The sequence below is a fragment of the Algoriphagus sp. SE2 genome, from assembly GCF_039563885.1.
Taxonomy (GTDB): Bacteria; Bacteroidota; Bacteroidia; order Cytophagales; family Cyclobacteriaceae; genus Algoriphagus.
Genome location: NZ_JBCLWJ010000010.1, coordinates 39,086 through 63,041, shown reverse-complemented (window position 1 = coordinate 63,041; position 23,956 = coordinate 39,086). Strand labels below are relative to the sequence as shown.

At 36.4% G+C, this 23,956-nt stretch carries 25 protein-coding genes; 13 read left to right on the top strand and 12 right to left on the bottom strand.

The window, feature by feature from the left end; translation table 11 throughout:
- Positions 1 to 20: 20 nt before the first annotated feature.
- On the bottom strand, positions 21 to 515 hold the full coding sequence (locus tag AAGF08_RS12915; protein WP_343511622.1) for a DNA topoisomerase IV: 495 nt from the start codon (positions 513 to 515) through the stop codon (positions 21 to 23).
- 114 nt (positions 516 to 629) lie between these two features.
- On the opposite strand from AAGF08_RS12915, the gene AAGF08_RS12910 reads away from it, so the two are divergent.
- On the top strand, positions 630 to 1,862 hold the full coding sequence (locus AAGF08_RS12910; RefSeq protein ID WP_343511620.1) for a sterol desaturase family protein: 1,233 nt from the start codon (positions 630 to 632) through the stop codon (positions 1,860 to 1,862).
- Positions 1,863 to 1,865: 3 nt separating this feature from the next.
- Complete coding sequence (locus AAGF08_RS12905) at positions 1,866 to 2,252, top strand: hypothetical protein (RefSeq protein WP_343511618.1); 387 nt, start codon at positions 1,866 to 1,868, stop codon at positions 2,250 to 2,252.
- Here the strand turns inward: AAGF08_RS12905 and AAGF08_RS12900 are convergent.
- Both AAGF08_RS12900 and AAGF08_RS12895 read right to left on the bottom strand, forming a co-directional pair.
- Positions 2,233 to 3,165, bottom strand: coding sequence for an ROK family protein (locus AAGF08_RS12900; protein WP_343511616.1), 933 nt, complete (start codon positions 3,163 to 3,165; stop codon positions 2,233 to 2,235). The two genes, AAGF08_RS12905 and AAGF08_RS12900, sit on opposite strands and share 20 nt — an antisense overlap.
- Before the next feature lie 45 nt (positions 3,166 to 3,210).
- On the bottom strand, positions 3,211 to 3,702 hold the full coding sequence (locus tag AAGF08_RS12895; RefSeq protein ID WP_343511614.1) for a YkgJ family cysteine cluster protein: 492 nt from the start codon (positions 3,700 to 3,702) through the stop codon (positions 3,211 to 3,213).
- Positions 3,703 to 3,797: 95 nt separating this feature from the next.
- Here AAGF08_RS12895 and AAGF08_RS12890 point away from each other — a divergent pair, with 95 nt between their 5' ends.
- Complete coding sequence (locus tag AAGF08_RS12890) at positions 3,798 to 4,157, top strand: ArsC/Spx/MgsR family protein (protein ID WP_343511612.1); 360 nt, start codon at positions 3,798 to 3,800, stop codon at positions 4,155 to 4,157.
- Here AAGF08_RS12890 and AAGF08_RS12885 read toward each other — a convergent pair.
- A complete protein-coding gene (locus AAGF08_RS12885) occupies positions 4,150 to 4,986 on the bottom strand; it encodes a S1-like domain-containing RNA-binding protein (RefSeq protein WP_343511611.1) in 837 nt (278 codons plus the stop codon). The two genes, AAGF08_RS12890 and AAGF08_RS12885, sit on opposite strands and share 8 nt — an antisense overlap.
- 173 nt (positions 4,987 to 5,159) lie before the next feature.
- Here AAGF08_RS12885 and AAGF08_RS12880 point away from each other — a divergent pair, with 173 nt between their 5' ends.
- Together AAGF08_RS12880 and AAGF08_RS12875 are read left to right on the top strand one after the other, a co-directional pair.
- Positions 5,160 to 6,050, top strand: coding sequence for a 3-hydroxybutyryl-CoA dehydrogenase (locus AAGF08_RS12880; protein ID WP_343511610.1), 891 nt, complete (start codon positions 5,160 to 5,162; stop codon positions 6,048 to 6,050).
- 18 nt (positions 6,051 to 6,068) lie between these two features.
- Positions 6,069 to 6,686, top strand: coding sequence for a deoxynucleoside kinase (locus AAGF08_RS12875; RefSeq protein WP_343511609.1), 618 nt, complete (start codon positions 6,069 to 6,071; stop codon positions 6,684 to 6,686).
- A gap of 3 nt (positions 6,687 to 6,689) precedes the next feature.
- Here the strand turns inward: AAGF08_RS12875 and AAGF08_RS12870 are convergent, their stop codons facing one another.
- On the bottom strand, positions 6,690 to 7,334 hold the full coding sequence (locus AAGF08_RS12870; RefSeq protein WP_343511608.1) for a hypothetical protein: 645 nt from the start codon (positions 7,332 to 7,334) through the stop codon (positions 6,690 to 6,692).
- Positions 7,335 to 7,338: 4 nt separating this feature from the next.
- A complete protein-coding gene (locus AAGF08_RS12865) occupies positions 7,339 to 7,797 on the bottom strand; it encodes a DUF2452 domain-containing protein (RefSeq protein WP_343511607.1) in 459 nt (152 codons plus the stop codon).
- A gap of 390 nt (positions 7,798 to 8,187) precedes the next feature.
- Between AAGF08_RS12865 and AAGF08_RS12860 the strand changes: the two genes are divergently transcribed.
- From AAGF08_RS12860 to AAGF08_RS12835, 6 genes are all read left to right on the top strand, one after another.
- Positions 8,188 to 8,523, top strand: coding sequence for an Hpt domain-containing protein (locus tag AAGF08_RS12860; RefSeq protein WP_343511606.1), 336 nt, complete (start codon positions 8,188 to 8,190; stop codon positions 8,521 to 8,523).
- 26 nt (positions 8,524 to 8,549) lie between these two features.
- Entirely contained in the window at positions 8,550 to 10,919 is a 2,370-nt protein-coding gene (locus tag AAGF08_RS12855) for a prolyl oligopeptidase family serine peptidase (protein ID WP_343511605.1), read from the top strand.
- Positions 10,919 to 12,634 carry a gamma-glutamyltransferase gene (gene ggt, locus AAGF08_RS12850; protein WP_343511604.1) on the top strand — a complete coding sequence of 572 codons (1,716 nt, stop codon included), beginning with the start codon at positions 10,919 to 10,921 and terminating at the stop codon, positions 12,632 to 12,634. The genes AAGF08_RS12855 and ggt overlap by 1 nt, the downstream gene beginning before the upstream one ends.
- Positions 12,635 to 12,809: 175 nt before the next feature.
- On the top strand, positions 12,810 to 14,021 hold the full coding sequence (gene mnmA / locus AAGF08_RS12845; RefSeq protein WP_343511602.1) for a tRNA 2-thiouridine(34) synthase MnmA: 1,212 nt from the start codon (positions 12,810 to 12,812) through the stop codon (positions 14,019 to 14,021).
- Between the two features lie 50 nt (positions 14,022 to 14,071).
- Positions 14,072 to 14,761, top strand: a complete 690-nt coding sequence (locus AAGF08_RS12840) for a pseudouridine synthase (RefSeq protein WP_343511601.1) — start codon at positions 14,072 to 14,074, stop codon at positions 14,759 to 14,761.
- 75 nt (positions 14,762 to 14,836) lie between these two features.
- Complete coding sequence (locus tag AAGF08_RS12835; RefSeq protein ID WP_343511600.1) at positions 14,837 to 16,312, top strand: M28 family peptidase; 1,476 nt, start codon at positions 14,837 to 14,839, stop codon at positions 16,310 to 16,312.
- 141 nt (positions 16,313 to 16,453) lie between these two features.
- Here AAGF08_RS12835 and AAGF08_RS12830 read toward each other — a convergent pair whose 3' ends face one another.
- From AAGF08_RS12830 to AAGF08_RS12815, 4 genes are all read right to left on the bottom strand, one after another.
- On the bottom strand, positions 16,454 to 17,740 hold the full coding sequence (locus tag AAGF08_RS12830) for a nucleoside transporter C-terminal domain-containing protein (protein ID WP_343511599.1): 1,287 nt from the start codon (positions 17,738 to 17,740) through the stop codon (positions 16,454 to 16,456).
- A gap of 83 nt (positions 17,741 to 17,823) precedes the next feature.
- Entirely contained in the window at positions 17,824 to 18,420 is a 597-nt protein-coding gene (locus AAGF08_RS12825) for a bifunctional nuclease family protein (protein WP_343511598.1), read from the bottom strand.
- A 5-nt stretch (positions 18,421 to 18,425) separates the two neighbouring features.
- Positions 18,426 to 19,394, bottom strand: coding sequence for an electron transfer flavoprotein subunit alpha/FixB family protein (locus AAGF08_RS12820; RefSeq protein WP_343511597.1), 969 nt, complete (start codon positions 19,392 to 19,394; stop codon positions 18,426 to 18,428).
- Positions 19,395 to 19,429: 35 nt separating this feature from the next.
- Positions 19,430 to 20,167, bottom strand: a complete 738-nt coding sequence (locus AAGF08_RS12815) for an electron transfer flavoprotein subunit beta/FixA family protein (RefSeq protein ID WP_343511596.1) — start codon at positions 20,165 to 20,167, stop codon at positions 19,430 to 19,432.
- A 74-nt stretch (positions 20,168 to 20,241) separates the two neighbouring features.
- Between AAGF08_RS12815 and AAGF08_RS12810 the strand changes: the two genes are divergently transcribed.
- Both AAGF08_RS12810 and AAGF08_RS12805 read left to right on the top strand, forming a co-directional pair.
- Positions 20,242 to 20,574 (top strand): tetratricopeptide repeat protein, encoded by a 333-nt coding sequence (locus tag AAGF08_RS12810; RefSeq protein ID WP_343511595.1) that lies wholly within the window; start codon positions 20,242 to 20,244, stop codon positions 20,572 to 20,574.
- Positions 20,575 to 20,811: 237 nt separating this feature from the next.
- Positions 20,812 to 21,297 (top strand): hypothetical protein, encoded by a 486-nt coding sequence (locus AAGF08_RS12805; RefSeq protein ID WP_343511594.1) that lies wholly within the window; start codon positions 20,812 to 20,814, stop codon positions 21,295 to 21,297.
- On the opposite strand, the gene AAGF08_RS12800 is transcribed toward AAGF08_RS12805, so the two are convergent.
- A complete protein-coding gene (locus AAGF08_RS12800) occupies positions 21,294 to 22,292 on the bottom strand; it encodes a zinc-binding dehydrogenase (RefSeq protein WP_343511593.1) in 999 nt (332 codons plus the stop codon). The two genes, AAGF08_RS12805 and AAGF08_RS12800, sit on opposite strands and share 4 nt — an antisense overlap.
- Before the next feature lie 9 nt (positions 22,293 to 22,301).
- Positions 22,302 to 23,879, bottom strand: coding sequence for a replicative DNA helicase (gene dnaB, locus AAGF08_RS12795; RefSeq protein ID WP_343511592.1), 1,578 nt, complete (start codon positions 23,877 to 23,879; stop codon positions 22,302 to 22,304).
- Positions 23,880 to 23,956 lie beyond the last annotated feature (77 nt).

Genomic DNA, 23,956 nt, shown 5'->3' with positions numbered 1-23,956 from the left:
TTAATTTGTGATAAAACCGCTTATAATTTTTTTTGAACTTGTTTGAACTTACCCACCATAATAGCAAACAACCCAATAACCCAAATAACAAATAGTGTTGGAATTATGTAAAATAAGAAATCAAACTGCTGAGGAGCTGCATCATCCTGATTATTTACCGCGTGGGTATAAAATATCAATAGGGCAAGGCTAACATTTAATATCCCTCCAAAAGAATAGAACCAACCTAAGTAATAATCTCTAAACTTATCTCCTACCGGAAACAAGCGGACTAATCCCCGGTGATTCTTCGTTTCAAGTAATTTTGGTGGAAGCAAAATAATAGCATTGAAGAGCACGAAAACTGCAATCATCCCGTAGAAAAACATTCCTCTACTTATTTTTTCAATCATTTCTCCTGATTGACTTTGGCTAAAGCTAATTTGATCAGGCATTGCCGAATAGAAATACAGGAGATAGAAAATAAAGAAAAGGATACTGAGGAAATAAAAGGCCTTGCCAAAGCGATAGTACATATTTTGAGTAATTGAATGTGCTAATATAAAGGATTTGATGAAACAGAATTGACCTAATTCATGTTCCTTTTATGTTTATATTTGACAACTACAGTCTCAATTACACTCAAATAAATGAACCTCAGTCCAGTAGTCATCGCTATTCCAATGTATTTCATTTTGATGGCGCTTGAAATGTTAGTGCTTCGATTTCAAAAACATCCTGGTTATAGGTTAAATGATGCCATAACAAACATCAACTGTGGAGTAATGTCTCAAGTAACCGGTGTGTTTTTCAAAATACTTTCAATTGGAATCTATACCGTGATTTTCGAAAAATTCGCTGTTTTTGAAATACCAAATAATATTTGGACTTTCCTTTTGCTGTTTTTCTTATACGACCTCTGCTACTATTGGGCTCATCGAATGAGCCATGAAATTAATTTGTTTTGGGGAGGTCATGTTGTTCACCACTCAAGTGAAGAATATAATTTATCTGTAGCGCTTCGCCAAAGTAGTACTCAAACATTTTGGACTTTCTTCTTTTATTTTCCTTTAGCAATTCTAGGGTTTAATCCTGTTATGTTGATTTTAGCATCAGGACTCAATTTGTTATATCAGTTTTGGATTCACACAGAAGTGATAGGTAAAATGGGTTTTCTTGAATCATTCATGAACACACCTTCCCATCATAGAGTACATCATGGCAGAAACCCAAAATATATAGATAAAAACCATGGAGGTACTTTCATTATTTTCGATAAATGGTTTGGAACCTTTCAGGAGGAAGAAGAAACCCCTACGTATGGTATTACTACTCCAGTTAATAGTTGGAATCCTTTTTGGGTAAATGTGGCTCATTATGCCACGATGAAAGATGAAATCAAGCAAATCAAAAACTTTAAAGATAAAATACGATACCTATTCAATAAACCTGGATGGTTTCCATCCTATTTAGGAGGATACCGAGCTCCAAAAGATATAGAACCTAATTTCCATAAATTTGATACCGTAGTCCCTCCTTCAATCAATTGGTACATTTTTACCCAGTATGTCTTATTGCTTGTATTGACAGGGTATTTTCTATTTCAAGTAGATTCGTTTAGTTGGATGCCAAAAATTGGTGTTAGCCTACTAATCATCTGGACAACTATTAGTTTTTCAGGAATTTTTGAAAAAAGAAGTTGGTATTTTCCTCAGGAATACGTTCGGGTATTATGTTTCTCAATTGCTATTTTCTTTTTATTTGGAAGTATTATCCCTCAGCTTGTTCTGCTTTCTATTTTAGGAGTTTATACATTTACGTCCTTCTTCTGGTTATTCAAAAACCGTAAGCTTTCTTCAAAAATTTCTTCAGCTTCTCTCTGATTCATGGTAAAAGCAATAAAATCAATCCTGATATTATCCTTATTCTTAGTAACATCCTGTGGCGGAAAGCTTGATGCTGGGAATATAAACCTTGATAATTGGAAGTCTGACCGATATGGATGTAAGGGATTAAGAATGAATGACCTTGATGAGTTGGAAAAAATCAAAAATTCATTCCTTGGGGCTAATAATCAATCCATAATTAAGACTTTTGGAAGGCCAGACCGCGTCGAGTTGGTTGACAAAAGCCAAAGCTTTTTCTTTTATTTTTTGGAACCTAGTGACAATTGTGATGGCATAAAACCAGAAAAAGAACCCCTAAGAGTTCTTTTTCGAATGAATGCAGTGAGTAAAGTTTCTGAAGTAACCATTACAACCCTGAACCCATAAAACAAAGAGCTGCAGCTCCTAATGTCCCAGCATCATTCTCCAATGTTGCTTTCTTAAGCTTCAAATCTTTTACATAATAATGGGTTAAATATTGTCGTATTGTATGATCCAAGGCGGGCATCATAAATTCCAGTCCCGCTGATATTCCACCTCCAAAATAAACCTCTGTAACATCGAGTATCCGAATAGTTGAAACAATTGCTTCACCTAGAATAGTACCTACTTCTTTAAAAACCATCAGTGAAACTTCATTTCCAGATTTAGCAGTGTCAACAAGCAAATGTGTTCCTAATTCTTTTCCCTCTAACCCTTTTGCTTTTTCAGGATAAGCCGCGATCATTCTTTCAAATATTTTCAAAATTCCATCTCTGCCAATAAGGGTCTCAAGTCTGGCATTTCCCTTTGATAGCATATGGCCCATTTCCATAGCATTTCCTCGTGAACCTTTGAAGACTTCACCTTCCAAGACTAAAGCACTACCTATCCCAGTTCCCATTGTCACAAAAAGAAAATTTGCACTGGGATCATCCTTTCCAAAATAAAACTCTCCTATTGCTGCGGCGGCGGCATCATTTTCAAGAAAAAATTCATAGCCAGGATACTTTTTTTCCAAGCCACCTTTCAAATTGAAATTATTCAGGCTAGCAATGGCAGGGATTTCCAATGTAGTGTTTCGATCTTTAGAAATGAGTCCGGGTAAGCCTATACCGACTTTTCGAACTTGTGGGTATTTCTCCAAATATTTTCCAATCCCTTTTATAAAACAAGGCCCAAATCCTTCAGAATCATCACGAAAAGGGGTAGTATCTACTTTTTGAAAGTCAACAATTTCGCCTTGTTTATCTACAAGTCCGATTTTTAAATGAGTTCCTCCCACGTCAACTCCCAAAAAGTGTGTATCCTGATTTTGCATATTAATTATTCTAGGTTTATCTCTCAAAAAAGCAAAAGAATTGGATTACTTCCTATATTCTTTGCCAATCTCAAGGAAAATTTTGAAAACTGCTGGGCAAATAAGTGTGTTTTTTAAACTTAAATTTAAAATTCCATGCATATTTTTTCTGTTCGTATGAGGATATTCTCTACAAGCTTTAGGTCTTGAATCATAGACTAAACATTTATTATCTTGATTTAAAAAAGGACATGGAGATGATTTCAAAACAAAATCTCCATCCTCATCCCTAAACAAATATTCCTCAATAAACTGGCTGCTTTTCATCCTAAAAACCTTTGCTAGTCGATCAATATCAGTTTGAATGAAAATTGGGCTTGTTGTTTTACAGCAATTTGCACATTCAAGGCAATCAATTTCCTCAAAGGCGGCATGATGATTCACTTCAAATTTTTGATCCAATTCCTTTGACTTCACTTTCCGAAGTCTCTCCTTTAATTTCTTATTGGAAGCATATTCAGAATTACTCTCTATTTCAAAACGCTTCAAATCAAGCATCACAATACTATTTTATTCGCTACAGATTTTCGAAAAAAAATTTCCATAACCATTACATTATCAGTATATTATATTGTAAATAAATTCAAATCTATATGAAAACGCATCCTACTGAACTCTACTTTTATCACAGTCCCGAACAGGTAATTGACAAACAAACTTTAGCTTATGCACATTCCATCGCCAGATTCATCAATCAAATTGACGTAGTAAAGGAAAGAATTACCACGACACAGTGGAATTCTATGTTATTAAAGCTTAACCTAAGGGCGAAAGACCTTTTAAACAAAGCTCATCCAGATTACCAATCAAAAATAGCAGGCAAAAATTGGGATGAGGAAAGTTGGCTTAATATTTTGGTCAGAAACCCCCATTTAATTAAATCTCCAATTGCAGTTTTAAGGAATAAAGCAATATTATGTAAGACACCCAGTGATATACTAAAACTCAATTAGAGGAATTGATGGCTATCCCGTTTTCCAAAATCTTGATTTTACCAGCCTTATATAACTGACCTATACACTGCTTAAAGTGTTTTTTACTCATCCCAAGTTCTCTTTGAATCTCTTCAGGAGCTGATTTATCGTGTAATGGTAAAAAGTTTTTCTCTTCCAAAAGGGATAAAATCAATTCAGCTCCTTCTTCATATTTAACTCTTCCGGGAGGCAGCAACTGCAAATCTACTTTTCCATCATCTCTTCTTTTTTTCACGAAAAACTTCCTCAAATCTCCAACTTCAATCGGCATAAATACCTCATTTGAAAATACTAGACCTTCGTATTTATCCTCGATAAGTACCTTATAACCAAGGTCGGTTTTGTCGAATATCAATCCAGAAACCTCAGTTCCTTGCACATAATCTTCGGGTGCCTCCGATATAAAATCACGATATTTATTAACCCCAATAAGTCTGTTAGTCTGAAAATCAACACAGATTTTAACCAAATATTTTTTACCTGGGACCATATTTTGCCCCATTTCAGCTTTTGGGACTAAGAGATCCTTTGGCAAACCCCAGTCCATAAACACGCCAAAAGGAGCTACTTCTTTAGCTTCGAGAACAGCAAACTCATCTAATAATGCTTTAGGACTTTCAGTTACAGCAACTGGTCTATCTTCGCTATCAGTATAAACAAAAACAGCAATCTCTTCCCCTTCTTTTTCATCCCCTAATAAATATCCCTGAGGAAGGAGAACTTCTTCCCCTGAGCTAAGTGCCAAATAAGCTCCATAGTCCGTGAAACGATTTATAGGAAGCGTACTAATCAAACCAAGTTCTTTCATGTTACAAAGGTAGACATAATTCTATTTTGAACTTTAAGAATTACTGACATTCAAAGTCGGATAAGCCTCATCCAAAAATTGGATTTCGTAGCGGATCAAACTAGCTTTGAATAATCAATTGAATATGTAATTATTGAATTGGCCCAAATATTAAAACCAAACATTTTTGATCGATGAAAAAAATATCAGTATTAGGCTCTGGCACAATGGGGAATGGAATAGCACATGTTTTTGCCCAGCATGGATTTGAAGTTTCATTAATCGATTTAAAACAAGATTTTCTGGACAAGGCATTAACCACTATTTCCAAAAACCTAGATAGACAAGTAACAAAAGGTATAATTTCAGAATCAGAAAAAACATCCGCCCTTGCCAACATCAGGACTTATACGGAATTATCCGCAGGTGTAAAATCAGCTGATCTTGTGATAGAGGCAGCTACCGAAAATATAGATATTAAATTGAATCTTTTCAGACAATTGGATAAATTAAGCCCTGCTGAGGCTATTCTTGCCACAAATACCTCATCCATTTCTATTACCAAAATTGCCTCAGTCACAAATAGAGCTTCTCAGGTTATAGGCATGCATTTTATGAACCCTGTGCCAGTAATGAAATTAGTTGAAGTGATCAGGGGTTATGCCACATCAGATGAGATTACAAAACAAATAATGGCTCTTGCCTCCAATCTTTCTAAAGATCCTGTTGAAGTCAATGATTATCCAGGGTTTATAGCAAATAGGATTTTAATGCCCATGATCAATGAAGCGATCTACAGCTTTTATGAGGGAGTAGCAGGTATCCAAGAAATTGATACGGTAATGAAACTGGGAATGGCTCATCCAATGGGACCGCTTCAACTGGCTGATTTCATTGGTTTGGATGTTTGCTTATCCATTTTGAGAGTTTTGCACGAAGGCTTTGGAAATCCAAAATATGCTCCTTGTCCTTTGTTGGTAAATATGGTAGAGGCTGGATTTAAAGGAGTAAAATCCGGTGAGGGTTTTTATAAGTATACTAAAGGCAGTAAAGAGTTAGTGGTATCTCCAAGGTTTTCCAAGTAATCCGATTAAAGACATAAAATGCATATTGCTGTATCTGGAAATATTGGGAGTGGAAAAACCACGTTGACCGAAAAACTTGCCAAACATTATGGTTGGAAAGCTGAATTTGAATCAGTTGATAATAACCCCTATTTACCTGATTTTTATGAAGATATGAAGCGATGGGCTTTTCATCTTCAGGTCTATTTTCTGAATTCAAGATTTAATCAAATTAAGAAAATTCAGGAAAATGAATATGATTTCATACAGGACCGGACTATTTATGAGGATGCTTATATTTTCGCCGCAAACTTACATAAGAGTGGTTTAATGACTGAAAGGGATTATGAAAACTATCGAAGTTTATTTGATAGTATGATTAATCATGTCAAAGCTCCTGATCTTCTTATTTATTTAAAAGCTGATATTCCAAAATTAGTTGGGCAAATTGAAAAACGAGGAAGGACTTATGAAACAACGATGCGGATAGATTATTTGAAAAATCTAAATCAGCATTATGAACAATGGATTGAAAATTACAAAGAGGGAAAGCTTCTAGTCATAGATGTTAATCATCTTGATTTTGTTCAAAATCAAGATGATTTCTCCTATGTGGTTGAGAAAGTGGACAGGGAAATATTTGGTCTCTTTAGCTAACAGCTATTCCAGCTTTCGCAAGATCCAATTGACAAGCATTTTTCGCTGTTCTTCTTTTGGGTTCATTAAAAGATAATCAAGCCTTTTTAAAGATCCCCCAGTCATCAAGGTTTCAAAAGGATTTAAACGAATTAACCTATACCCATGAATCCTTGACTGCATATCTATTTGAGCATCATTGTATGCTAAAAGTTTCCAACCAGTAGCTCCAGTTCCTGAAAAATCACCAATCTCATTTGGCTCTCCAAAACTATGCTTACCAATTGGCGGACCATTCCAAAGTCTTTCTTGCAGTCCAACTTTCAAGCAATCCTTCTCATAGGTTCTACAAAGTCTTTTATAAGCTTCATAAAAAGAGAAATTAAACTCTTTATAAAAATCAGATCTTAAGGAAATTAACCTATATCTATTAAAGTGAATTTCATCATCATATAAAATCAGATTTCTTTTGATTTTAAAATCAAAATTCAACTTGTTTAATAGTGGAATATCCCCTATTCCACCCAGGTCTTCATAGATTTCTTTCAACCAATCGATTCCTTTTTTATCTAAAAAATTTGGATTTACGTCAATTTTAAAATCCCTTTCAAACTCAACTTCACCTTCTATTAAAATCAATTGAAGTTGACGAGTAATAAGGTTATCCATACTACTATTGGTTTTCTCTGATTATTTCCCAAGTGTGGTCAGCTAATAATTTAACTTCCGCCAAAAAAACATGCTCTCGTTTTTTCCTACCCCATTCATCTGGAGAAATCATACTTAAAAAATCAGTCCCTTCTTCTTTTTGATATAAATAATAATGATGATTGATCAAAGGTTCAAAAGAGACCTGGGCATTATAAATTCTCTCTGAATACTCAACCCTCGCCTGAATATTTTTTGCCTGCTCAGCTAACAATTGCATTTGCTTATAAATCTGAGACATTTGCATGTCTGTTTGACTTTGCATCGCTGCAATTGCCCTTCCGGTAATTTTTCCTAAATCTTCTGGCTTTACGATCGCACTTCCAGAATGATGAGCATAAGGAAGCATACTTGGATTATGAGCGATTTTATCTCTCATTTCATCAAGATCCAGTTTGTCAACATCAATTTTATTTCCTGCCATATTTATTTAGTTTCCTCCCCAGAGGTAATTCTTTCTTTAAGGTTTCCTTTCGATCCAGGAAAGGTTGTCCTTGTAGATATATCATAACCAATCCATACCATAATCAACATGAAAATCACAAACAGAATCAAAAAGATTTTTTTATTACGCTTCATACTTGAAATCTCTTTATTACCGACGCAAAATTATGAAATGTAGTTTAAGAATACACTTCAAAAAGAAGTTCTATTCAAAGTACTTAATCAAATAAAAACACAATTGTTCTAAACAAAAATTAGAAATAACTAGTAAATCAGGCCTTTTTGAATCTTACAAATTGAAAAATGTTTATAATTTTAAACTAGTATACCAAACAAAGCTTTTTGATATTTTGCCCTTTTAATACCTACTATGTATCAGATTATTAGTGAACAGTCTATTTATCAGTATTTTGGAGATGATGATCCAGAGATGACCAGGGATATGCTTCGAATTATTCTTGATACAAATATTCGTGAATTGAAAGAATTAGATAAATTTTATGCTTCCAAGGATTTTGAAACGATAAAAAAAAGATGCCATAAAGCAAAACCAACTATGAGTTATATTGGGGCAATGAGCAGCAGGAAAATTCTTGAAGAAATAGAAAAAAATTTAGAATCCTCAGAAGAGCTTTACAGTTCCCTTCAAGAACAGTTAGATTTGATCACTTTGGAACTCAAAAAGTTCATAGAAACTATTAAATAGAATCAATAACCAATCTATAAATTAATATGCAGCGAAAACTCTTTTTTCTGCCCTTCTTAGTTATTGCCTTAACAGAAATCCAGGCGCAAAGCAGTTTGTCTGTTGAGTATATCATGCGAGATCCTAAATGGATGGGAACTTTTCCATCATCTGTTAGATGGAGTGATGATAGTCAGCAAATTTATTTTAAATACAATCTTGAAAATGACCCAGCAGATTCACTCTATAAAATAAACCCCAACGATCCCAAGATTACAAAGGTTCACTGGCCTGAGGAGAAAACACTTCGCAAAAATTACTCTTCAAATAATTCAGACAAATCATTACGTGTTTACCTTGAAGACAGAAAAATAATTGTTGAAAATTTAGCGAAAAACAGTTCTTCTGTAGCTTTAGATTGGTTTCAAAATATTTCAAACCCCAACTTTCTGGCTGATGAAAACCTCATTGCATTCAACTCAGATGGAAACATTTTTATCCTGAACAGAGCAACAGGGACTGTTGAAAAAGTTACGAATATCAATACAGGATCTAAGCCATCTAAAAGGAAATCAAATGAAAAAGAAGGGGACCTGGACTTTCTGGAAAAAGACAACCTTGATCTTCTTAAAATAGTCAAAGAAAGAAAAGATTCCCAGAAAGCAAGAAGGGAATATCGTGAAGCAATTTCAGAAGATTCTGAAGAAGAATTCACTTATTATACAGAAGGAAAAAACCCTGTAAATCTAACCTTATCTCCTGATGGTAATTATGCTACTTTTTCGTACTACAATCGTGGTTCGAGCAAAAATACAAAAGTGCCTGACTATGTTGATGCTTCCGGTTATACGACGGAATTGAATGCAAGATCAAAAGTTGGAACTGAACCAACTACCGTACAAATCGGCATCTATGACCTAACTAGAGATACGGTTTATTTCATCAGTACATCAGACCTGCCAGGAATCAAAGATCTACCAGATTATGTAAAAGATTATCCTGAAAAAACCTGGGAAGAAAAAGAAAGAACGGTGATATTATCACAACCTTATTTTTCAAACGATGGAAAAAAAGCAATCATCAATATCCGATCCAGTGATAATAAAGACCGTTGGATTTCTTTGATTGATTTGAATAGTGGGGCTTTAAAAACACTAGATAGACAAAGAGATGAAGCGTGGATTGCAGGTCCAGGGATTGGTTGGTCATTTTCTGGGGGAACGCTAGGATGGCTTCCAGATAATAAGCATATCTATTTCCAATCTGAGGAATCTGGCTACTCCCATTTATACATTTTAGATGTGGAATCTGGTGAAAAAACAGCTTTAACTTCAGGTTCTTATGAAGTGTTTGATCCATTTATTTCCAAGGATCAAAAATCTTGGTATTTAACCACTTCTGAGGTTGATCCAGGTGAAAGGCATTTCTATAAAATGCCTCTCATGGGTGGAAAAATGGAGAAACTGACCACTATGACCGGGAATAATGATGTCACCCTCTCTCCAGATGAAGAGAAACTTGCCATTCTTTATTCTTACAGCAATAAGCCTATCGAACTATTTGTTCAGGATAATAAAGTTGGAGCAAAGCCAATCCAGCTAACTTCAGGTCAATCTGAAGAATTTAAATCCTATAATTGGAGAGACCCTCAAATTGTAAAATTCACTGCAGAAGATGGGGCTCAAGTACCTGCAAGATTATATACTCCTGATCCAGCAAAAAAGAATGGAGCAGCAGTAATATTCGTTCATGGCGCCGGTTATCTCCAAAATGTTCATAAATGGTGGAGTAGTTATTTTAGAGAATATATGTTCCACAATCTGCTAACGGATCTTGGATACACAGTTCTAGATATTGATTATAGAGCGAGTGCTGGCTACGGTAGAGATTGGAGGACAGGAATTTATCGCCATATGGGAGGCAAGGATCTTTCTGATCAGGTAGACGGAGCAAAATATTTAGTAGCTTCTCATGGAGTGGATGCTGATAGAATCGGAATATACGGTGGAAGTTATGGTGGATTTATCACTTTAATGGCTTTGTTTAATGCACCTGAAGTATTCAAGTCAGGTGCCGCTTTAAGATCTGTTACAGATTGGGCACATTACAATCATGGCTACACATCAAATATTCTTAACACTCCTGAAGAAGACCCAATATCCTATAGAAGATCAGGCCCTATCTATTTCGCTGAAGGGCTAAAAGGTAATTTATTGATGGCACATGGTATGGTGGATGTCAATGTTCATTTTCAGGATGTGGTAAGACTATCACAACGCCTTATAGAATTAGGAAAGAATAATTGGGAAATGGCTATTTACCCAGTGGAAGATCACGGATTTGTAGAGCCAAGTTCGTGGACAGATGAATACAAACGCATTTTAAAATTATTCAACACTACCCTACTTGAAGAATAATGAATAAATTATTTCGAGTGGTATCAGCCTTTATAGCTGGTACCACTTTTTTTATTTCAACTTTCTCCTGCCAAGAAAAAAAGGAACTTCCATCTAAAAAAACAGGCACAATTGCAGAGAATGCGATGGTTGTTTCTGCCCGTGAAGAAGCTTCCCAAATCGGCTTGAACATCATCAAAAAAGGAGGAAATGCATTTGATGCCATGATGGCTACAGAAATGGCGCTTGCAGTGATTTATCCTTTTGCTGGAAATCTAGGAGGAGGAGGGTTTATGGTATATCGGATGGCAGATGGGGAAACCGGATCCTTAGATTATCGTGAAAAAGCACCTGCTGCGGCATTTGCTGATATGTATCTGGATGAAAATGGAGATGTAATCCCTGGGCTTAGTACAAAAGGTGCATTGGCTTCTGGAGTTCCAGGGACCATTGCTGGGATTTTTACAGCTCAAATGAAATTTGGGAAATTAAATCCAGAAGAAGTTTTGGCTCCGGTAATTGAACTTGCTGAAAAAGGATATGTCACTACTTCCAATCAAGCAAATAGACTCCAAAGGTTAAGGGAAACTTTTATTGAGGTCAATGGACCCGATACTTACTTTGCCAAAGAAGTAAATGAAGGTGATACTTTGAAATTTCCTGTTCTGGCAAAGACTTTAAAACGGATTGCTAAAGGAGGAATGGATGAATTTTATAAGGGAGAAACGGCAAAAATTCTTTCGAAGCATATTCAGGATATGGGAGGAATTATTACCGAAGAGGATTTAGAAAGCTATCAGGCCGCATGGAGAGATCCGATTATCTTCAATTATAAAGATCTGAAAATCATATCTATGGCTCCACCTAGCTCAGGAGGAATTACCTTGGCTCAGATTTTCGGAATGATTGAACCGTACCCCCTGAATGAGTTTGGACATCATAGTGCGGAGCATATCCAGCTTTTAGTGGAAGCAGAAAGAAGAGCCTATGCTGATCGCAATTATTTTTTGGGTGACCCTGATTTCGTTGATATTCCAAAAGCTGAATTAATGGATCTATCCTATTTAAAATCCAGAATGGAATCTTTTTCTTTTGATCAGGCAACTAAATCCGAGGACATAGCCGAAGGTAAAATCGAGTTTTCCGAAAGCATGGAAACTACTCATTATTCTATAGTCGATGCCGAAGGCAATGCAGTTTCAGTTACCACTACACTAAATGGTGCGTACGGTTCAAAAGTCTACATCGACGAGCTTGGCTTTTTCATGAATAATGAAATGGACGATTTCAGCTCCAAACCAGGCGTTCCGAACATGTTTGGCTTAATCGGTGCGGAAGCAAATAGCATTCAGGCAGGAAAGAGAATGTTGAGTAGCATGACTCCAACCTTGGTAGAAAGAAATGGCAAACTTTGGATGGTTGTAGGAACACCTGGAGGTTCTACCATTATTACATCTGTTTTACAGACTATTCTTAATGTTTATGAATTTGATATGGGAATGCAAGAAGCTGTGGAATCTGCTCGTTTTCACCATCAATGGCTTCCGGATGTAGTTAGTTTCGAACCGAATTCTTTTGACACCACCTTATTGAATAATCTGAAATCTAAGGGATATATCATTTTAGAAAACAATAATCCTATCATAGGAAAAGTCGATGCGATTCTGGTTTTACCTGACGGCAAACTAGAAGGTGGAGCGGATCCAAGAGGAGACGATAAAGCGGTGGGATTTTAAAAGCTAAAAATTCAAGACTAAAAGGGAAAATGGAATCTTGTAGAACAAGAAAACATTTTCCCCTTTTCATTTTCCTATTCCTTAACTTTGTCGGAAGAGAACCAATTTGTTTCAATTGAAGTTTTCTAATCATCTGTAACCTAATGGACCTTGAATCCATTAATTATTACAACTCATGAAGAAAAAACCTAGAGTAGTTGTCGGTCTCTCCGGAGGAGTCGACAGTTCCGTAGCAGCTCATCTCCTACTCGACCAAGGCTATGAAGTCATCGGGATGTTTATGAAAAACTGGCACGATGAATCTGTAACCATTTCCAATGAATGCCCTTGGATGGAAGATTCCACGGATGCCATGCTAGTAGCAGAAAAATTAGGGATCCCATTCCAAGCAATCGACCTTAGCGAAGAATATAGAGAAAGAATTGTCGACTATATGTTTGGAGAATATAAAGTAGGAAGAACCCCTAATCCTGATATTCTATGTAATAGGGAAATCAAGTTTGATATTTTCCTAAAGGCAGCTCAAAAACTAAAAGCAGATTTTGTCGCAACGGGACATTACTGTCAAAAAGGTGAAATAGAAATTGACGGTAAACCTGTTTATCAGTTGCTGGCTGGGGCTGATTCAAACAAGGATCAAAGCTATTTTCTGTGTCAGCTCAACCAAGAACAACTTAGTAAAGCCTTATTTCCAATTGGTCATTTACAAAAGCCTGAAGTAAGAAGAATTGCCAAAGAATTAGATTTGATTACAGCCGATAAAAAGGATTCTCAGGGACTATGCTTTATAGGAAAAGTACGACTACCTGAATTTTTGCAGCAACAATTGAAACCTAAAAAAGGGAGGATAATACAAATTCCTGATAATCTGCCGGTTTTTGAAGGTCAAAGAATCCCTGCCGGAATTCCACCTGAAGACTGGGATCAGGAAACCTTGGATAAAATTTCTCTACCACTTCATTTTGCACAACATCAAGGCAAAGTTTTGGGAGAGCATAATGGAGCACATTATTTTACTGTTGGCCAAAGAAAAGGATTACATATTGGAGGTACTGGCAAACCACTATTTGTGATTGCAACTGATACTAAAGAGAACGTGATTTATACAGGTTTAGGAGAAACTCATCCTGGATTATTAAAGAATGGTTTATTTGTAGAAAATGATGAAATCCATTGGATCAGGGAGGATTTAGCACTAAGTGTTGGTGAAAGTGCCAGGTATAAAACTAGAATTCGCTACAGACAACCTTTAACTTGGGCTACCTTAATAAAAAAGGTAAATGGACTCTATGTTATTTTTGATGAACCTCAAAAAGGTGTTGCTTCTGGCCAGTTTGTAGCTTGGTATAATGAGGAGGAATCTATAGGTTCCGGTACTATATTTTAAATAATTATCAGATTGAAAGCCAATGATAACATTGGCTTTCTTTTTCCACCATGGAATTAGAAATCCTTTTTGAAGATGAAAATCTAATCGCAATAAACAAGCCTTCTGGCCTTCTTGTGCACAGAACCTCTATTGCTGCAGATGAAACTGTTTTTGCCTTGCAGTTGCTCCGTAATCAAATAGGTCAGCATGTTTCACCTGTTCATCGCTTAGATCGACCAACAAGCGGGGTTTTATTATTTTCAAAAAATGAAGAGATTCTTCCTAGTATCAAGGCACAATTTGCTGATCGATCAATCGAAAAAACTTATTTAGCGATTGTAAGAGGAATTCCATCCATAAAATCAGATATCATTGATTATCCATTGAAAAGTGAACGCTCTGGAAAGATGCAAGAAGCACAAACCTCCTATCAAGTTCTTCTTGAAGCTGAACTCCCATACGATACCACGGGAAGATATCCGACAAGTCGCTATAGTCTATTAGAAGTAAAGCCAAGGACTGGTCGGACACATCAAATCCGAAGGCATTTGGCACATTTACGACATTATATTTTAGGAGATAAAAAACATGGCGATAATAAACAAAACCAGTTTTTCGAGAAGCAATTTGGAATGTGTAATTTGCTTTTGCATGCAAGAAAACTTGAATTTAATCATCCCATTTCGAGGAAATCTCTCTGCTTAATAGCTCCTCTACCTCTACATTTTCAAAAGACTATATTGGATCTAGGTTGGTAAGGACGTCTTTTAATAGATTAAAAGCTTCCATTTCCCAAAATTGAATTACTTTAGAAAACACATTTTATTAACCGTATGAAAAAATCACTTTTAGGCCTAGGCCTTATATTAACTGTGACATTTGTCGCTGAGGCGCAAAAGAAGAAGATCAACAAAAAGTTTGATGAAAAATCAGCAATTTCTGAATTGACTTACTTGGCTTCAGATGAGCTGAAAGGCAGAGACCCTGCTGCCCCAGAAATGGCTTTAGCTTATGATTTTATTGCAAAACAATTGGAATCTGCAGGTGCAAAACCAGTACCTGGAGCTGATGGGTATTTTCAGAATATTCCGTTTCGTTTATCTTCTCCTCCTTCTAAAGGAACCATCACTATGGGAGACTCTTCATATAACCAAGGTATCAACCTTTTGGTAATAAATGGAGAATCTCTTAGCGGAACATTTGAATTAGTTGATGTAGGTTTCGGCTTACCAGCTGATTTTGAAGGTAAAGACTTGACTGGGAAAATAGCGGTAAGCAGTGTTGGAGCTCCAAATAAATTGAGTCCAAATGACCTTTTCAGCTTAGGAAGTGAAAAAACTGAAAATGCAAAAAAACAAGGAGCGGTAGCTTTGATTGAACGCTATAATATCCCATCAGTTCCATGGCAATTGATTGCCAATTACCTCAATCGCTCTCAAATGATGATTGATAATGGTGAATCAAGCAAATTACCTTATATCTGGGTGAAGGACTTATCGAACGTGCTTCCCAAAGAAATTTCTACAGGAAGTACTAAATCTGCGGAAGTTCAAATCGAGGGTAAAATAAATAAGCCCATAGAAGGGAAAAATGTAGTTGCTTGGATTGAAGGAACAGACAAGAATTTAAAAAATGAATTTGTCATGCTTTCTGCACATTATGACCATGTTGGAATTGGACGTCCAGATGAGAATGGAGATTCTATTTATAATGGTACAAGAGATAATGCCATAGGAACGGTAGCTGTTATGAATGCGGCTAAGTACTTTGCTAAAAATCCTCCTAAAAGATCTATCCTACTTGCACTTTGGACGGCTGAAGAAAAAGGGCTTCTGGGAAGTAGATACTTTGCCGAGAATCCATTGATTCCACTTGATCAGATCATTTACAACTTAAATATAGATGGAGCTGGTTATAATGACACTTCAATCATTACAGTGATTGGTCTCGGTAGAACTACCGGAGATGATATGATTATCGAGGCAGTGGAAGATTTTGGATTAAAGGCATTAGCTGATCCAGCACCTGAACAAGGTCTTTATGATCGATCAGATAATGTGAATTTTGCAATTAAAGGAATTCCAGCACCAACTTTCAGTCTTGGGTTCACAGCATTTGATGATGAGATCAACAAGTATTATCACAAAGCTGGCGATCAAGTAGATTCAGTTGATTTGGATTATGTTACACTTTATTGGAAAGCATATATCCTTGCAGCTCAGAAAATCGCAAACTTAAGTTACCAACCTGCATGGATTGCTGGCGATAAATACGAGGAAGCAGGGAAGGCACTTTACGGAGAAAAATAAAAAGTATTTTTTATTCAAAACAAAAGGTCGGAAATAAGATTGATAAGAATCTTATTTCCGACCTTTTTCAGTTTAAAGCACTCAAACTTTAGTAGAAAATGTTTGATTTCAGGATTTTATAAATGATTCAAAAGTTAATGATCAACCAAACAACATACCTGCGATGGTGGCAGTCATCAAACAGGCAAGGGAAGCTGCCAAAAGAGACCTAAGCCCTAATCGACTCAAGTTCCCCTGTTGATTTGGAGCGATAATACTGATTCCTCCTAATTGAATTGCAATAGAACTAAAGTTAGAAAATCCACACAGAGCATAGGTTGCAATCACGATTGATTTAGAATTTAAAGATCCGATTTCTTTCATTTCTGATAAGCTCAAATAAGCCACAAATTCATTGATCACTGTTTTTTGACCTAAGAGACTACCCACCTGCAGCGTATCTACCCAATCAACTCCAATCACCCAAGCGAAAACCCGAAAGATTTGACCAAATAAATATTCTAGGGAAAAGCCCTGAAACTGTCCTCCGGTACTGGATATCACAAGGGAATTCAATCCGGTATATTCTCCGATTAATCCGCTTAAAACATAATTGATTGCTGCTATTACTGCTATAAAAGCTAAAAGCATTGCACCTACATTTAAAGCAAGTTTCAAGCCCTCTGAAGCTCCGATAGACATAGCATCGATCAGGTTTACCCCCATCGCTTCCTCATTTACCTCCAGTTTATTTTGCTTAATCTCTTTTTCCTCCTCAGGTACAAACATTTTTGACATGACGATGGCAGCAGGAGCGTTCATAATACTAGCCCCAAGTAAATAAGCTGCAAATTTACTTTGCTCCTCCAAACTGTCACCTCCCAGAAAAGCTACGTATCCTGCCAAAACTCCACCTGCGATTGTAGCCATCCCTCCAGTCATCAAACACATGAGTTCAGATTTACTCATTTGAGGAATAAAAGGACGAACCAACAGTGGAGCCTCAGTTTGTCCAAGAAATATGTTTCCAGCGGCAGAAAGACTCTCTGGCCCTGAAAGACGCATGGTCCGAGCCATTACCCAGGCAATTCCAAAAACTATTTTCTGAAGAACTCCTAAATAATACAGACCCGCTGATACGGTTGAAAAGAATATAATAGTAGGTAAAACCTGAAAAGCGAAAATAAAACCAAAACTGTCTCCGGCTAAATCACCAAAAATAAACGCAGCCCCATCCCTGCTAAAACTCAAGAACTTCACAAAAGCTTCGCTTAGGATCGCAAAACCTTGGGCCACAATAGGAACCTTTGTGATTAAAAAGCCAAATATCAGTTGAAGCAAAATGCCAATTCCTACGAGCCTCCAGTCTATTCTCTTTCTACTATTTGAAAAAAGAAAAGCTATCAAAACTATGACAGCAAGTCCCAATACACCCCGCAAATAATCCATGAACATTATTTTAAATCGAAAAGCCAAAAATAGCTAAGTCGAGGTCAAGAAAAAAGCCTAGATAAATCTAGGCTTTTAAAGAATCAGTTTCTTTTGTTTATTTCATCCCTTATTCGGGCAGCTTTTTCATAATCTTCATTTGTTATGGCTTTTTCAAGCATTTGATTTAGCTTATCAAGGCTGAAATCTTTCAGTGAACTTTCTTTTTTCGAACTAGACTTTTGTGATTCGGATTTGGAAGATGTCTTTTCCTCTTTCTTTTCTTCCTCAGAAAACTCAATGGAGGCCTCAGACATTACTTTTTCGGAACAGTAAACCGGTGAATCAAATCTTACCGCGATAGCTATAGCATCAGAAGGTCTAGAGTCTATCTCTATTTCTGAAGATTCATTATGACATTGAATTTTAGCATAGAAAACACCCTCCTTCATATCGGAAATGACAATTTTATCTATTTCAAAATTAAAGCTATTGGCGAAAGACTTAAATAAGTCATGTGTCATGGGTCGGTTAGGAATAATTTTTTCGATTTCTATTGCAATTGCTTGAGCTTCAAACATCCCAATAACGATCGGCAATCTTCTACTTCCTTCTACCTCTCCCATCACCAAGGTGAATGACCCTGATTGAGAGTGGTTAGATGACAATCCTAAAATCTCCAGTTCTACTAGTTTTTCCACAAAAATTATAATTCAGCTTTTAACGCTTCTGTAAGTTTTGGTACCACTTCAAATGCATCTCCAACGATCCCATAGTCCGCAGCTTTAAAAAAGGGAGCTTCTGGATCCTTGTTAATTACAACAATGCACTTAGAAGAATTAACACCTGCAAGATGTTGAATAGCACCTGAAATTCCTATAGCTATATACAAACTTGGAGCTACTTTTACACCTGTCTGCCCCACATGCTCGTGGTGGGGTCTCCATCCTATGTCCGATACCGGCTTGGAGCAGCCCGTTGCCGCACCTAATGTTTTTGCCAAATCTTCAAGCATTCCCCAATTTTCAGGGCCTTTCATTCCTCTTCCACCCGATACAACAATATCTGCTTCCGGAAGCAAAACTTCTCCCGTTGCTCTTTCTGTTGCGGTAATTTTGGATGCAAAATCAGAATCCGAAAGAGTTACCTCTAATGGCTCAACAGATGCATTTGCTCCGTCCGTCTTTAGTGTAACAGAATTTTTCTTGATTGCAAGTATTTTATTCTCTGTTGTCAAATTTGTCTCAGCAAAGGCCTTTCCAGTAAAAATACTCCTTTTTACTTTATAGCCTGAAGTTGTATCCGGTAAACCAATTACATTGGAAACTAATCCAGCTTTAATTTTTATAGCTAATCTTGCAGCAATGGCATCACCTAGGGAGGATTTTGCCAAAATCAAGGTTTTTGCTCCAACTTTTGAAAATGCCTGAGCAATTGCTGATGCATGTGCTTGAATAACTCCTGCATCTAATCTTGGATCACTAGCATGCAAAACTTTTGAAGCTCCTGCAGTTCCTAATTGTGCTAATTCCGAATCTTCGATTGAACCCAACGCTAATGCAATAACCTCACCCTCATTTGTTTTTGAAGTTAAAGCTTCTGCAAATGAAACCGCTTCAAGGCTTGTTTTCTTAACTTTTCCTTCGGACTGTTCTATATATACTAAAATTGACATAAATTCTTGATTTATATATTTTTAAAGATAATTAATTAAAGCACTTTTGCCTCATTTTTTAAAAGGTCTACTAATTCGCTTACATTATCCTTATCGATTAATTTAACAGCAACTTTTGCAGGTGGTAATTCATAAGAAGTAGCTTCTGCTTGAGTTTCTTCAGAAATCGGTTCAACTACATTTAAGGGCTTTGTTCTTGCTGACATAATTCCTCTCATGTTGGGAATCTTCCACTCAGCAATAGGTTCTTGACATCCTGCAATTAAAGGAAGACTAGCTTCTAATGTTTCTTTTCCTCCTTCAATTTCTCTTGCCATCATTACAGAATTCCCATCAACATCCAATTTCATAACAGGAGAAAAAGATGGGATTCCCAGGAGTTCACCAACCATACCATGCACCATTCCTCCATTAAAATCAATGGATTCACGACCCATCAAAATTAAATCAAAGGATCCTTCTTTAGCGTAATGAGCAATTTGATTCGCAACAAAAAATGAATCTTTTGGAATTGAATTAACTCGGATAGCTTCATCAGCTCCAATCGCCAAAGCTTTTCTTAAGGTTGGTTCAGTCTCGGCTCCTCCAACATTTAATACTGTTAATTTACCACCAGTTTGATCTCTTAATTCTACCGCTCTAGCCAAAGCATAATCATCATAAGGACCTATGATAAATTGTACACCTGTTGTGTCAAATTTTGTATTATCGGCAGTAAACTGAATCTTTGAGGTCGTATCTGGAACGTGTGTGATACAAACAAGAATCTTCATTGGTTTAGAATTAGGTTATTTTAGATTTATTTCGTGTGAAATTAACAGTATAGAGCTAATTAAAAAAACTATTTATGGGCAATTTAGGTAGGTTGGAGTTATTAAAACAATTCACAAGGGAGGAACCGGAAAACCCCTTTAATTGGTATGCTCTTGCCATCGAGTATCTTGATTTAGACACTCAGGAATCAGAAGTGAATTTTGATAAGTTATTGGAAAATTTTGAGTCCTATTTACCCACCTATTACACTGCAGCGCACTTTTTTACTCAAAAAGAAGATCTTAAAAAGGCAAAAGAAATCTATGAGAAAGGAATAAAATTAGCTAATGAAATGAATGAAATAAAAACTCTAAACGAGTTGAAAAACGCTTACCAAAACTTCCTCTTTGAGTACGATTTTGACTAGGATCAAATTATAAAACCTATTTATAAGGTTGAAAAACTAAATAATTTTCCCTCTAAAAGAATTTTAAATCAATTTTTGGGAATCATTTTTTTTTCATGTTTAATAGTTTTATTAAACCCTTCACGTCAATTTCAAGAGTTGATTTAGAATTAATATTCAAATTTGACTAACTCATAGAAAAAATTTGACTTTCAATTTATTAAATTGAATAACAGAAATACAAAACCAGTTTTCCTCATGATAACGCAGCAAGAAATGTTAAATCATTTTTTACCGATCCTTGAAAGAAAGGGTATCATTTATAAAAAGAAAACGATGATTAAAGCTAAAAAAGCTGTTCCTGGCACTTTGATCGTGACCAAAACTAATGATGGTGATGAGACTAAAAATAAAGCTGAAAAAGGGGATTGGTTAGTAGAAAATCAAACTTCCTCTTCTGAGCAATATCTGATTAAACCTCAGGTTTTTGAAAAAAAATATACCTTAATCCAATCTCTAGAAAATGGATGGGGGTCCTATCAACCGAATGGAAAGGTTATTGCAATTCAAATCGAAAAAAGTGATTTATCTCATTTTGATAAATCTGACAAGATGGAATTTGAGGCACCTTGGAAGGAGTTAACCGTTTTGAGAGTTGGGGATTTTTTAGTCGTACCTCCCGAAAAGGACGAGATTTATAGAATAGCAAAAAAAGAGTTTGGAGAAACTTATGAGAAAGATTAAAGCTTCAAAATTATTTTACCTAACTGCTTCCCTTCTTTCATTCTATCAAAAGCAATTTCTGCCTCATCAAATGTAAATACCTGATCTATTATGGGACTAATTTTATTTTCTTGGACAAATTGAATCATATGTTCAAAATCCTGATCTGACCCCATGGTAGTCCCCATGATCTTTAATTGATTCCAGAAAACTTTTCTTGCTGTTAAATCTGTGGGATTCCCCCTTGTCGCTCCATAGAAAACAATTTTACCACCTGGTTTAACCACATCAATCAAATTATTCAGGGTATTTCCCACAGCGCTATCAATCACTAAATCGAATCCATTGGATTTTTGAATTGCTTTTTCTGTCCAATCTTCCTCTGTATAATTAAAAACAGCTTTTGCTCCAAGTTCAGTGGCTTTTTTTAATTTTTCGGTTTTACTGCTACTTGCGTACACTTCGGCTCCAGCTTTTAAAGCAAATTGAAAAGCAAACTGTGCTACTCCTCCTCCAAATCCTGTAATTAAAACTTTATCTTCCGGTTTTACCTGACCTTGATAAAATAGTGCCCTGAATGCTGTAAGCCCTGCCAATGGCAAAGCTGCCGCTTCTTCAAAACTTAAATGTTCAGGTTTAATCTTCAATCGGTCCGCGGGGACAATAACTTTTTCGGAAAGTGTTCCATTTCTGGGCATTCCCAAAATTTCAAACTTTTTACCCTGAGCTTTTTGATCCTCACCCCAGTTGATAGCAGGATTGATAATTACTTCTTTACCTACCCAATTTAAATCAACTCCATCACCCACCTCTTCCACTATGCCAGATCCATCAGATCCTAAAACTACACCATCTTTCAAATTTGGATATAAGCCTTTTCTACACCACTCATCCCGATGGTTTAAGGCAGCTGCCTGAATGGCTACTTTTGCTTCTCCAGGTTCTAACGCCCTTTCTAGAACATCAGTCAATAAAAGTTTACTAGAGTAATTACTATTAAGGGTAATGGCTTTCATATGATTGATTTAAAAATCAGCTGGTGAATTTGGTCGACTTAAAAGATCATCTGTATCATCAAAATCAGAATTAGCTTTGCTTTGTCTTTTTATAGTCTGTCCAGAATCAAAAGAAGAAACACCTGAAGATTGTTTAGAAAAGTTCGATGCGTAAACTGGCTGGTCCAAACTAGGCGAACCAAAATGGTCCAGGTCTTGAAACTTTGTAAATCGACCGATGAATCTAAGTTTCACGGTATCCAAAGAGCCATTTCTGTGTTTTGCAATAATTACTTCTCCTACCCCTTGTGTAGAGTTATGATCCTCATCTTCGGTAATTCCATAATATTCTGGACGATAAAGAAACATTACCATGTCAGCATCCTGCTCGATAGCCCCTGATTCCCGCAAATCAGAAAGTTGAGGTCTTTTATCTCCTCCCCTTGTCTCCACTGCTCTTGATAATTGAGATAAGGCAATTACTGGAACACTCAATTCTTTGGCAATTTTCTTTAAAGCACGGGAAATACTGGCGATTTCTTGTTCCCGGTTTCCTCCGCCACCTCCTTTTGAATCACCAGACATTAATTGTAAGTAATCTATGACAATCATTTGGATGTCATGCTGAGCTTTGAGTTTTCTACATTTAGCTCGAAGTTCAAGAATAGATAAAGCCGGCGTATCATCCACGAAAAGTGGAGCTTTGGAAAGTTTTGCAGTTTTATGAACTAATTGAGCCCATTCATGATCTTCCAAAGAACCCTTTTTAATCTTTTCTGAGTCCAATTCCGCCTCTGAACTTATCAATCTGTTCACGAGCTGAACGGAGGACATTTCCAGAGAGAAAATTGCAACTGGCTTATTATGGTCAACGGCTGCATTTCTTAAAACTGAAAGTACAAAAGCGGTCTTTCCCATAGCAGGACGAGCAGCAATAATCACAAGATCCGATTTTTGCCATCCTGATGTGACTCTATCCAAAGCAGTAAAACCAGATGGCACACCCGTTAACCCATCTTTTTGACCTCTTCTCGATTCCAATTCCACTATTGCTTCACGCATAATGGACTTCATATCTGAATAGTTCTTACGAATATTTTTTTCAGAAATCTCAAAAAGAGATTGTTCCATTTTATCCAAAAGCTCAAAAACATCAGTTGTTTCCTCATAAGCGTCTTTTTGTATTTCTGAGGAAATACGAATCATCTCTCGTTTGATTGATTGCTCTGTGATAATTCTTGCATGGTACTCGATGTTGGCTGCAGAAGCCACTTTTGAAGTAAGTTCTGTGACATAAAAAGCTCCACCTGCAATTTCTAAAGTCCCATTTCTTCTGAGTTGATTAGTTACTGTTAAAAGATCAATCGGCTGGCTATCTGTAAACAAATCCAAAATAGCCTGGAAAATAGCTTGGTGAGAATCTTTGTAAAAGCTTTCTACTTTTAAAATATCAATCACATTTGTCAATGCGTCTTTTTCAAGCATTAAGGCCCCTAGTACAGCCTCTTCAAGATCAACAGCCTGTGGAGGTACTTTTCCTAGCATATTGGAAGGGTTTTGAACCGCATGCTTACGGGAAACTCGGGGATTGGAACTTTTTTCAGTCATATTAACAAATGTATGGTCTTCTAGCCATGAGTTTTAAACAAGTTTTGCCAGACTTATCAACACTCTTAAGCCACAAA